We start from the raw sequence: 11,202 nt of genomic DNA on the forward strand, positions 1-11,202 counted from the left end.
CGATGGCGTCCCAACATGCTGTAGCTGATATCCGCAGTGAATCGTTCCCTGAGTACGAGGGCAAGATTCAGGACCTGTACGTCGAAGGCTACGACCCGGTGTCGTACTCCGCGCCGCACTCTTCGCTGCTGCGCTACTCCACGTGGGTAGCGATGGGCCTGATCTTGGCGTCACTGTTCGGTATGGGGCTTGCCATCTGGGGTGCAACTGTTGGCACGTACGGGTATGGTGCGTCTGCTGAGGTCAGCAGCCAGCTCATCCTGTACGGCCTCGTAGAGGCGGTTGTGACGTTAGTGCTCGGCGCGTTCCTCATCGTGAAGGGTCGCGCGGCCTACCGTCAGTACCGCGAGCAAACCGGTCGCGTCAACTAGCGGCTACCTCCAGGTCTCCCCGTCACCACGCTCAATATGGTGGCGGGGAGATTTTTGCTTTAATCAAGTGCATGGCTACACACGCGTTAATGGAGCTCACCGAGGCGGACGAACAGCGCCGCAGGACACTGCGGAAGTACAAGATCGGGGTGACGGCCCTGCTTGGGCTGATGGCCGTGATCTTCCTGACGTGTTCGTGGTGGCAGTCGCAGGGTACCGCGCCGTTGTGGGTGGGGTACGTGCGCGCGGCGGCGGAGGCCGGGATGGTCGGCGGGCTGGCGGATTGGTTCGCGGTCGCGGCTATATTTAAGCACCCGATGGGGCTGCCTATCCCGCACACGGCCTTGGTACCGAACAAGAAGGACCAGGTGGCTGACGCGCTGAGTGACTTCGTGAGTGAGAACTTCCTCAACGCGGAGACCATCACCGAGAAGGTGATGGCGGCGGGCATCCCGGAGCGGGCAGGCAAGTGGTTGTCGCTTGAGAAGAACGCGAAGCGGGTGTCGGAGGAGGTCGGCAAGTTTACGGTCAAGGCCGTTGAGGCGGTCGACCCAGCGGAGGCTGAGGAGTTCCTCAACTCACAGGTCATTGACCGGTTCGCGGAACCGATCTGGGGACCGCCGATCGGGCGCGCGCTGGAGGGCTTCATCGCGGACGGCAAGATCGAGCCGGTGGTCGACGACATCGTCGCCTGGGGCAACGAGCGCCTCGCCGGCATGGAGGACGCCATCGTCCGCACCATCGACGAGCGCATGCCCGCTTGGGCGCCGAAGTTCGCCAAGGACCTCGTCGGTGCGAAGGTCTATAACGAGCTGGTGGCGTTCATGGCGGACGTCGATAAGGACAAGGACCACGAGGCTCGCCGAGCTATTCGACGCCAAATCAACCAGTTCGCGCAGGACCTGCAGTTCGACGGCGCCATGATTACGCGCGTGGAGGAGCTGAAGGCGGACGTGATGGCGTCGAATGCGGTGCAGAACGCGGCCGCTGGGCTGTGGGGGCAGATGTCGGCGGCGATTATTGAGTCGGCGTCGGATCCGGAGAGTTTGGTGCGTCGAAAGATAGCCCTGACGGTGCACGAGTGGGGCGAGAAACTAGTCAACGAGCCGGCGACGCGTGAGGCGGCCGAGCGCAACCTGCAGAAGTGGACGCACTTCGCTGCGGAGAACGGCGCGGGGCAGATCGTCGGCATTATTTCGGAGACGATTCAGAAGTGGGACGGGCAGGAAGCCGCCGACAAGATCGAGCTGATGGTGGGCAAGGACCTGCAGTACATCCGCGTGAACGGCACGATCGTGGGTGCATTGGCCGGACTTGTTATATACGCTGTGTCACAGTTGCTGTTTTTCTAAAAGGAGAATGATGATGTCTGAGAAAAATTCTGGTCTGCGCGATATTGCGGATGCGTTGCTGGTTGCTGGGCAGTCGGTCGGGGAGGCCGTCGGCAAGCTGGGTGGCGATGTGACTGAGCAGCTGAAGCAGGCTGTGGACAACGCTCGCAGCACGTTTGATGGTGCTGGAGACGACAAGGAGCTGAAGGACGCGGTGTCCTCCTTTGCGAGCGACGCCGAGTCCATCGTGCGCAACATCGGCGACTCCGCCGAGGCCGGCGAGGCCAAGGACGCGTTCAAGCTGGTCGCTGAGGAGATCCGCGATGCGTTCGGCAACATTGACGCTGATGACGCGAAGCAGCGCATCGAGTCCGTGGTTGCGCGTGTGCAGGAGCGCGTCGCTGACTTGGGCGGCAAGAAGTAATGTCCCTCACTGCTGAGCAGCTGATCATGTCGCTGCCCGTGATGGCGAACGCGCTGCTGTTTTGGGTGCTGGCCATCGCGGGCATTGTGGCGGCGGTGATGGCGGCGTCGACGCGCCCGGATGCGTTTGAGGCGGCGGGGCGTCAGTCGAAGGGCACGTGGGTGGCCATTCTGGCAGGTTCCGCGTTCGCCTGCATGCTGTCGTTGCCGTTCGTGGCGTGGATCGGCGCGGTCGCCATCGGTGTGTACTACTTCGATGTGCGGCCGCAGATCAACAACATTTTGCGGGGGAATTACGGCTGGTAAGCAGGCCTACTGCTGGTAGGCCTGAAGTTCGGCGAAGTCCACGTTGTGGCCCTGCATGGTAACGCGGAGGCCGCCGGGGACGACGTCGAAGCCGGTGATGCGCATCGTCTGGTCGGTGTACTCGGCCACGCCGTTGGTGAGGGCCTCGGTAATCGCGGAGGAGATCTCATCCGGCAGCGTGTTGCCGAACAGCGAGGTGTCGACGGCCTGGACGGAGAACCCTCCGGCGTCGTCGATTTCGGGGCGAAGCGAAACTGCAGCGGCACCACCGCTGAACTCGACGGTGAAGGTGCCGTCCTCGGGGGAGGTGGTCACCTCGGACACGTTGATGAGCGCGGAGAGGAAATCGCTGCCGATGTTCTGCTGCAGCTGCGTGTTCAGCATCGCGCGCACGAACTCACTCGGGACCTCGGTAGTTGCGGTCAGGGTGTCCGCGACGGACTTGCCGCTGGCGTCAACCTTGATGGAGTCCATCTCCACGGTGGAGGCCGGCTGGCCGGTGGTCTCATCGCCGTTGACCACCAGCGTGGATGGCGTGGTCACCGTGACGTGCGGGATGGTGCCGCGCAGCATACCCAGCGTCAGGGGGGAAGCGCCGAAGGAAACCTCGGTGCCCTCCGGGGCTTGGTCGCGCATCTGGCTGCCGATGTAGGCGCGTGAGCCGGCTTCGGCGGCGATGAACAGGACCAGGATGGCGGCGAGGATGCCGATCAGGACTTTCCAGACGGTTTTCATGCGCACTAGTGTAGCGACTCACCTTTGGGCGCCACAGCCGCCCAATCGACGGTGACGGTGTTGTCGCTGAGCCGACGGCGCACCGGGGTGATCGGCCAGTCGCGGGCAAGGGCCTCGCGGGCGTGGCGCCACCGCACCCGGGGGCCGTGCGGCTCCCAGCTAGAGGTGTAGAAGGGCCAGCCCGGGGGCCGTGCGGCTCCCAGCCGGCGGCGTGTTCCCAGGCGGAGTCGGCGTCGCGAAGAAAGTCGTGGATGGGCTCGCCGGGGACGTTGCGGTGGATGAGCGCCTTGGGTAGGCGTTCGGCGAGGTCGCTGGGGGTGGTGACGTCGAATGGGTCCCAGGACAGGGTGAGGGTTTGGGGGCCGGTGGCGTCGAGAAGTACCCAGGTGCTGCGGCGGCCGAGCTCGTCGCAGGTGCCCTCGATGAAGAGACCTCCGGGGGCGAGCTTGGAGGTGACGGTGCGCCACACGTCGGGGACTTCCGCGACGTCGTACTGGCGCAGCACGTTGAACGCGCGCACAAGCTGCGGCTGGTAGCCGGCGAGCTCGAAGCCGCCGAGCTCGAAGCGGACGCCGTCGCGCGGCGGGAGGACCCGCTCGGGGTTGATCTCCAGGCCCACGACCTCGACGTTGGGGTTGATGCGCCGCAGCCAACCCGCCCACTCGCAGGTGGTGGTGTGGGAGGCGCCGTAGCCGACGTCGAGCGCCAGCGGGCGCCCCTCGCGCAAAAGCGAAATGACCCGCGCGTTGTGGCGGGTCCATCGATCGCAGCGTCGCAGCCGGTTGATGCCGGTCGTGCCCCGGGTGATCACCCCGTAGGGCTGCCCGTGGCCCGCCTGCGAGCGCAGATTGTGGTGATGCTTAGAGATTGTTGGTGATCCATTCCTCGGTGAGCTTCGCCTCGTTCTCGACGATCTCCTCGAGCGCCTCAGCAACCTTCGGCTCCAGCGCAGCGCCCATGAACGGGATGTCTACCTTGGCCTCGTTGTCGTAGGCCAGGGAGGTGGTGTCGCCGTTGTCGGTCAGCGTGATCTCGCCGCCGAAGTCGACCGGAGTGCCCTTGACGTCACCGGTGAAGGTGATCGGGTCCGTGCCGGTGTTGACGGTGCGCTTCAGCTTCAGGTCCTGCGAAATCATGGCCTGCGCGGCCTCCGGGAGGATGGACTTCGGCAGGATCTCGAAGAGGACGGCGGTGGAGCCGTCGAACTCGTGGAGCTCGCCAGGTTCGGGAGAGAGCTTCTCCGCGATGAACGCCCAGTAATCCTTGCTTGCGAAGGCGTCGCGCACCTTCTGGGCAGGGTGGTTGATGGTTACGGTGATTTCACTACGTGCAGTCATAGTGAACAGACTACCGTTGATGGGGTGTCTGATACATCTTTTGCCTCAATGACAACTCTGCGCGTCGGCGGCACCCCCGCTGATGTGATCCGCTGCGACACCGCAGAGGACCTCGCTGCGACGGTCGCGCGTCTCGACCTGTCTCTTATCCACATCGAGGTGTGTATAAGAGACGGGGGACGTACTGCCGTTCATCGGTCTCGACGCCGCAGGCGCGCCGCTGCTCGTCGTGGGCGGCGGCTCCAACTTGGTGGTCGCCGACGGCCCGCAGGCAGTCACGGCAGTGCTCGTGCGCAACGCCGGCATCGAACTTATCGACGCCACCACCCTCCGCGTCGGCGCCGGCACCGTGTGGGACGACGTGGTTGCCTACGCCGTGGAGCACGGCCTGGCCGGTATTGAGGCCCTGTCCGGCATCCCGGGCTCCGCTGGGGCCACCCCGGTGCAGAACGTGGGGGCCTACGGCGCCGAGATCGCTGACGTGCTGCACCGCGTCCGCCTGTGGAACCGGGAGACCGGCGTGGACGAGTGGGTTACCCCGGAGTCGTTGGAGCTGGCATACCGCTACTCCAACCTGAAGTTCACCCACCGCGCCGTGGTCCTCGAGATCGAGCTGAAGCTGACCGAGTCGGACCTGTCGGCGCCGCTGCGCCACCTCGGCGGAAAGCGGGTCCCACTCGCGGAGGCACGCGCATCCGTCCTGGAGACGCGCCGGGCGAAGGGCATGGTGCTCGACCCGGCCGACCACGACACCTGGTCCGCGGGCTCCTTCTTCACCAACCCGGTGGTGGACGCCTCGGTCGCAGATGTGATCGGTATTGAGGGGATGCCGCGCTACCCACAGGAGGACGGGCGTGTGAAGCTCTCCGCCGCCTGGCTCATCGAGCGCGCCGGGTTCCCGCGCGGCTACCCCGGCGAGCACGCCCCGGCTCGCCTGTCCACCAAGCACACCCTGGCGCTGACGAACCGGGGCAACGCCAAGGCAGACGACATCGTGGCCCTGGCCCGCGACGTGCAAGCTGGTGTGGAGCGCGCATTCGGCGTCCGGCTGGTGCCGGAGCCGGTGTGGGTCGGGATGTCGATCTAATCACCTACAGGCGGGACAGGAGCTCTTCCTGCACCTTGCGGCGCGACAGCTTGCCCAGCTGGTCCTTCGGCAGTTCCTCGAAGTGATAGAAGGTGCGCGGCACTTTGTAGCGGGTGAGGTTCTTGCGCGCGAAGTCCTTCAGGCCCTCCGGGTCGAGCGGGGCGCCGTCGCGAAGTGTCACGCAGGCGACGACGTCCTCGGAGCCGTCCTCGCGTGGGCGGCCGACGACGGCGACGTCGACAACATCGGGGTGGGTGCGCATGACCGTTTCCACCTCGGCGGGGTAGACGTTGAAGCCGCCGGTGATGATGAGCTCCTTAAGGCGGGAGACGAGCTTGATGAAGCCGTCCTCCTCCATGACGCCGAGGTCGCCGGTGCAGAACCAGCCGTCGTGGAAAGCCTGCTCGGTGGCTTCCTTGTTGTTGAGGTAGCCGGAGAAGACCTGCGGGCCGCGGGCGAGGATCTCGCCGGGCTCGCCGTAGGGCATGTCCTCGTCCAGGTTGTCGGGGTTGACGATGCGGATCTCGGTGTCGGGGAAGGGGATGCCGATGTAGCCCGCGCGGCGGTCCGCGGTGCCCGGGTTACCGATCAGGATCGGGGAGGTCTCGGTCAGGCCGTAGCCTTCGACGAGGTGGCCGTGGGTGACGCGCTCCCACGCCTCGATCGTCTCGACGGGCAGGGAGGCCGCGCCCGAAAACCCGGTGTTGACACCGTTGATGTTGAGGCCTTCGTTGTTGGCGGCGTCGATAATTCGCTCGAACACGGTGGGCACGCCGGGGATGAAGGTGGGCTTGAACTTCTTGATGGAGCTCATGATGAGGTCCATCTTTGGTGCGGGCAGCAGGTCAACCTCGGAGCCGATGAGCACCGTGAGCGTGAGCGAGAACGTCAGGCCGTAGGCGTGGAAGAACGGCAGGGTGGCCAGCATGCGCTGCTGCGAATCGGACTGCAGATCCTTGACCCAGGCGACGCCCTGCCACGCGTTGGCGTGCAGGTTCTTGTGCGTGAGCACCGCGCCCTTGGGCTCGCCGGTGGTGCCGGAGGTGTAGAGGATGAGTGCTGGGTCGTCGGGGGTAATGTCCGCCTCGGTGGCCAGGTCGTTGCCCTCGCCGCCGATCGCGGAGCCGAGCAGCGTCTCCCACGGCACCGTCTTGAGTACGGTGTTGGAGCTTTGCACAGTGAGCTGCTCACGCGCCTTGCGGATCTTCGCGATCGGGATGCGCAGCGCGAGCTGCTGCAGCTTCGGCATCGCCTTGGTCATGTCCACGGAGATGACCGTCTCCAGGTCCGTGGTGGTGCGCAGCGCCTCGAGGGTGTCGGCCGCCTTGTCCCAGGCGATGGCCACGCGGGCGCCGTGGTTTTTAAACTGCGGGCGAAGCTCGTTCGCGGTGTAGAGCGGGTTGTGCTCGACGACGACGCCCCCAAGCTTCTGCACCGCGAAGAACGCGATGACGTGCTGCGGGCAGTTCGGCAGCAGGATGGCCACGCGGTCACCCTTGCGTACGCCGAAGGCCTTGAGCCCGGCGGCGGCGCGACGGACTTCCTTGTCCAGCTCAGCGTAGGTCATGGAGCGGCCGAAGAACCTGGTTGCTGGCTTGTCGGCGTTGCGCTCCAGGTTGTCGTCGTAGATGCCTGGCAGCGTGGTGAACCCGTACTCGAGCGAGTGCGCGGTCCACTCCGGGTAGTACTGCAGCCATGGCTTTGTGGTGTTTGCGTCCAAGGTCATGGCCCTACCCTACGCTACCGTAACCTATTGTGTGGACTGCAGCATGGCCACCAGTTCCTGCTGGACGGCGCGACGCCGGATCTTGCCGGTCTGGTCCCGGTTCAAGTCCTCGAAGTGGTAGAAGGTGCGCGGCACTTTGTAGCGGGTCAGGCGCTGGCGAGCGTGCTCCTTCAGCCCTTCCGGGTCGAGCGGGGCGCCGTCGCGAAGTGTGACGCACGCAACGACGTCCTCGGAGCCGTCCTCGCGCGGGCGGCCGACGACGGCGACGTCCTCGACGTCCGGGTGCGAGCGCACGGCCTCCTCGACCTCGTCCGGGTAGACGTTGAATCCGCCGGTGATGATGATTTCCTTGATGCGTGCCACCAGGCGGATGAAGCCGTCGGGCTCCATGACGGCCATGTCGCCGGTGCGGAACCAGCCTTCGTGGAAGGACTTCTCGGTGGCCTCGGGGTTGTTGAGGTAGCCGGAGAAGACTTGCGGGCCGCGCGCGAGCAGCTCGCCGGGCTCGCCGTCGGGCATGGTCTCGCTGGGGTTATCCGGGTTGGCGATGCGGATCTCGGTGTTCGGGAACGGCACGCCGATGTAGCCGGGGCGCCGGTTGCCGTCGAGGGGGTTGCCGCACAGGATCGGGGAGGTTTCGGTGAGCCCGTAGCCTTCGATGAGCTGTCCGCCGGTGACGCGTTCCCACAGCTCAATGGTGCTTTGCGGCAGGGTTGCGGCACCGGAGATCGCGCTGTGGAAGGAGGAGAGGTCCACATTCTTTTCGACGGCCCACTCCGCAATCCGCTCGTACAGCAGCGGCACGCCGGGCAGGAGGGTGGGGCGCGTCTTCAAGATGGCCTGCTGGTAGAGCTTCGGCTTCGGCGCCGGGACGAGCACCATCTGGCCGGCGACGGTCAGCGGGAACCCGTAGTTCAGCGCCAGGCCGTAGATGTGGAACATCGGCAAGATGGCGAGCACCTTCTCGTTGACGGCACCCCAGTCCTTGACCCACTGTGCGCCGGCGGCGAGGACGGAGAGCACGTTGGCGTGCGTCAGCGGCACGCCCTTGGGGGTGCCGGTGGTGCCGGAGGTGTACAGGATGAACGCGGTGTCGGACTGCGCGATGGTCGGCAGGTTCGTTGGTGTGGCGGGCTTCGCCACGAGGGATTCCCACGAGATCGCCTTTGGTGCGGGCTTGTGCAGTTCCTCGCGCTGGCTGCGCACCGACCCGAGCGGCACCTGCAGGGCGAGCTGCAGGTGGCGGGGCATGGCGTCGATAAGGTTGACGGCGATGACCGTCTCGAGCGCCGTCGTTTCCTGCAGCGTGTGGAAGGTCTCGGCCTCCCGGTCGAACACGATGGCCACGCGCGCGCCGTGGTCCAGGAACTGTTTCTCCAGCTCGTAGGCGGTGTAGAGCGGGTTGTGCTCGATGGCGACGGCCCCGATGCGCAGGATCGCGGTGATGGCGATGACGTGCTGCGGGCAGTTCGGCAGTGCGATAACAACGCGGTCGCCGGGTGCCACGCCGAGGCGCTGCAGGGCGGCAGCGAGGCGGTTGACCTGCTCGTTGAGGGCTTGGTAGGTGAGTGTTTTGCCCATGAACCAGGTGGCGGTGCGGCCCGGGTGGGTGGTTGCGGCGGTATTGAACAGGCTGACGAGGGTGTCGCTGCCGACGATCGGGTTCGGGTCGGTCCATTCGGGGTAGTGCGTAAGCCAGGCTTTGGTTTCGTAGGCTCCCATAAACACTCCTTTTGTTAGCTAGTCGAAAGTAGGTGAGGGAAAGTATAACCTACGGTTTGGTAGGTTTTGCTAGTTTTCCACATCAGGTACGCTCGTGAGCCACTGGGGAAACACAAGGGGGGATTCCATTGACCACATTTTTCGACGCCACCACCGACCTCACACCGCCAACCGGCCTCGACCAAAGCAACCTGGTCGATCCCGTGAAAGCACCGCCAAAACAGGGCTGGCGCAAACTTGTCCACAGCGCCAGCCGCGGCCGCATCAACCCTGGGCGCTCCCGCGCCCAAGCCGAACGCGACGAACTCATCGACGCCATCCGCGCACCCCTGCGCGGCGACTACCGGATTGCCGTCATGTCGCTGAAAGGGGGCGTCGGCAAGACAACAACCACCATCGCCCTCGGCGGGGTGTTCGCCGAAACCCGCGGCGACCGCGTCATCGCCATCGACGCCAATCCGGACCTCGGCACGCTCGCGCAACGCGCCACCGCCAACTCACCCGCCACCATCCGCGACCTCCTGCTCGCGCAGGACACCTCGCGATACCCGCAGGTCCGGGCATTTACCAACCAGGCCAGCTCACGCCTCGAAGTTATCGGCTCCGAACGCGACCCAGCCGTCAGCGAAGCCTTCTCCGAACTTGATTACCGCAAGGCCATCGACATCCTGCAGCACCACTACAACGTCATCCTCACCGACTGCGGCACCGGCCTCATGCACTCCGCCATGGCCGGCGTCCTCGACCTCGCCAACGCGCTCGTCCTGGTCACCTCACCAGCCCTCGACGGCGCCCAGTCCGCCGCAGCCACCCTCGACTGGCTCAGCCTCCACGGCTACGACCAGCTCGCCTCCAACGCGGTCGTCGTCATTAGCGCGGGCGCGCCGGGCAAACCCACCATCGACATGGAGCGCCTCACCGAACACTTCGCCGCCCGCACCCGTGCCGTCCACGCCATCCCATACGACCGCCACCTCGCCGAAGGCGCCGTCGTCGATATGGACCGCCTCGCACCCGACACACTGCGCGCCTACCAGCAACTCGCCGCGACCGTCGCAGCGGACTTCGGTTCGTGGCACCGCCACGCGGTGATGTAATACGCTGGCGGGCATGCGCGTCGCCATGATTTCAATGCACACCTCGCCCCTCGAGCAGCCCGGCATCGGGGACGCCGGGGGGATGAACGTGTACATCCTCAACATCGCCCAGCAGCTCGCGCGCCAGGGCATCGAAGTCGACGTGTTCACCCGCGCCACCCGCCCCAGCCAGCCACAAATCGCCGAGGTCGAGCCCGGATTCCGGGTCATCCATATCGTCGCCGGTCCCTACGAGGGCCTGCCCAAAGAGGAACTGCCCACGCAGCTCGCCACGTTCGCCGGGGGCATCGTACAGTTCTGCCGAATTTACGACGCCCACTACGACATCATCCACGCCCACTACTGGCTCTCCGGCCAGGTCGGCTGGCTGCTTGCCGAACTGAGCGACGTCCCCCTCATCTACACCGGCCACACCTGGGCCGCCGTCAAAAACGCCTACGCGTCTGGCGCCGAAAGCTCCGAAAGCGAAGCTCGCCGCATCTGCGAACAACAACTCGTGGACAACGCCGACCGCCTCGTGGTCAACACCGAAGATGAAATCACCGAACTGTCCCGCCACTACGACGTCGACGCGGGCAAAATTGCCGTGGTCACTCCCGGCGCCGACACCGAGCTCTACACCCCCGGCACCAACCGCAACACCGAAATGTCGCGCCGCCATCTCGGCATCCCCGTCCACGCCAAAGTGGTCGCCTTCGTCGGCCGCCTCCAAGAATTCAAGGGCCCGCAGGTGCTCATCCGGGCCATCGGTCAACTCGTTCGCGACGGTGTCGACTACCCCCTGCGCGTCCTCATCTGCGGTGGCGCCTCCGGTGGCGGAGTGAGCGTCGATACGTACCAGCGCCTCGCCGAGGAGGAAGGCGTGGGTCACATCGTGCGCTTCCTCGGGCCGCGGCCGCCCCAGGAACTCGTGAACGTCTACCAAGCCGCCGACATCGTCGCCGTGCCCAGCTACAACGAATCCTTCGGCCTCGTCGCCGTCGAAGCCCAAGCCACCGGCACCCCCGTGGTCGCCGCGGCCGTCGGCGGCCTGCCGATCGTCGTCGCCGACGGCCAAACCGGCACCC

At 65.6% G+C, this 11,202-nt stretch carries 10 protein-coding genes and 2 pseudogenes; 7 read left to right on the forward strand and 5 right to left on the reverse strand.

All coding sequences use genetic code 11. The features are described from left to right. The first annotated feature begins 2 nt into the window (after positions 1-2). The 4 genes from BQ4436_RS00935 (at position 3) to BQ4436_RS00950 (ending at position 2,431) form a co-directional block, all read left to right on the forward strand. On the forward strand, positions 3-371 hold the full coding sequence (locus tag BQ4436_RS00935) for a hypothetical protein (RefSeq protein WP_070363220.1): 369 nt from the start codon (positions 3-5) through the stop codon (positions 369-371). 71 nt (positions 372-442) lie between these two features. Continuing rightward, entirely contained in the window at positions 443-1,723 is a 1,281-nt protein-coding gene (locus BQ4436_RS00940) for a DUF445 domain-containing protein (protein ID WP_070975188.1), read from the forward strand. A 13-nt stretch (positions 1,724-1,736) separates the two neighbouring features. After that, positions 1,737-2,126 (forward strand): CGLAU_01105 family protein, encoded by a 390-nt coding sequence (locus BQ4436_RS00945; protein ID WP_143000747.1) that lies wholly within the window; start codon positions 1,737-1,739, stop codon positions 2,124-2,126. Then, positions 2,126-2,431: a DUF2516 family protein gene (locus BQ4436_RS00950; RefSeq protein WP_256472911.1), complete on the forward strand. Its 306-nt coding sequence runs from the start codon at positions 2,126-2,128 to the stop codon at positions 2,429-2,431. The genes BQ4436_RS00945 and BQ4436_RS00950 overlap by 1 nt, the downstream gene beginning before the upstream one ends. 6 nt (positions 2,432-2,437) lie before the next feature. On the opposite strand, the gene BQ4436_RS00955 is transcribed toward BQ4436_RS00950, so the two are convergent. The 3 genes and pseudogenes from BQ4436_RS00955 to BQ4436_RS00965 form a co-directional block, all read right to left on the reverse strand. Further along, on the reverse strand, positions 2,438-3,166 hold the full coding sequence (locus tag BQ4436_RS00955; RefSeq protein ID WP_070975190.1) for an LmeA family phospholipid-binding protein: 729 nt from the start codon (positions 3,164-3,166) through the stop codon (positions 2,438-2,440). Positions 3,167-3,171: 5 nt separating this feature from the next. Continuing rightward, positions 3,172-4,034 (reverse strand): annotated as a pseudogene (locus tag BQ4436_RS11415) (class I SAM-dependent methyltransferase). Then, positions 4,027-4,503: a DUF2505 domain-containing protein gene (locus BQ4436_RS00965; RefSeq protein WP_070975192.1), complete on the reverse strand. Its 477-nt coding sequence runs from the start codon at positions 4,501-4,503 to the stop codon at positions 4,027-4,029. Before BQ4436_RS00965 ends, BQ4436_RS11415 begins: the two are co-directional and overlap by 8 nt. A gap of 48 nt (positions 4,504-4,551) precedes the next feature. Between BQ4436_RS00965 and BQ4436_RS00970 the strand changes: the two are divergent. Beyond that, positions 4,552-5,590, forward strand: a pseudogene (locus BQ4436_RS00970) (UDP-N-acetylmuramate dehydrogenase). 4 nt (positions 5,591-5,594) lie between these two features. On the opposite strand, the gene BQ4436_RS00975 reads toward BQ4436_RS00970, so the two are convergent. Both BQ4436_RS00975 and BQ4436_RS00980 read right to left on the reverse strand, forming a co-directional pair. Further along, complete coding sequence (locus tag BQ4436_RS00975) at positions 5,595-7,310, reverse strand: long-chain-fatty-acid--CoA ligase (RefSeq protein WP_070975206.1); 1,716 nt, start codon at positions 7,308-7,310, stop codon at positions 5,595-5,597. Positions 7,311-7,340: 30 nt separating this feature from the next. Continuing rightward, the gene (locus tag BQ4436_RS00980; protein ID WP_070975193.1) at positions 7,341-9,038 is read right to left on the reverse strand and encodes a long-chain-fatty-acid--CoA ligase; all 1,698 of its coding nucleotides are present in this window, start codon (positions 9,036-9,038) and stop codon (positions 7,341-7,343) included. Positions 9,039-9,166: 128 nt separating this feature from the next. Between BQ4436_RS00980 and BQ4436_RS00985 the strand changes: the two genes are divergently transcribed. Both BQ4436_RS00985 and mshA read left to right on the forward strand, forming a co-directional pair. After that, positions 9,167-10,135 carry a MinD/ParA family ATP-binding protein gene (locus tag BQ4436_RS00985; RefSeq protein WP_070363214.1) on the forward strand — a complete coding sequence of 323 codons (969 nt, stop codon included), beginning with the start codon at positions 9,167-9,169 and terminating at the stop codon, positions 10,133-10,135. Between the two features lie 13 nt (positions 10,136-10,148). Further along, positions 10,149-11,202: D-inositol-3-phosphate glycosyltransferase (gene mshA / locus BQ4436_RS00990; protein ID WP_070975194.1), on the forward strand; the 1,054-nt coding region annotated here is incomplete at its 3' end.

Origin of the sequence: Corynebacterium sp. MC3 (assembly GCF_900099485.1) — a bacterium.
Lineage (GTDB): Bacteria > Actinomycetota > Actinomycetes > Mycobacteriales > Mycobacteriaceae > Corynebacterium > Corynebacterium pseudogenitalium.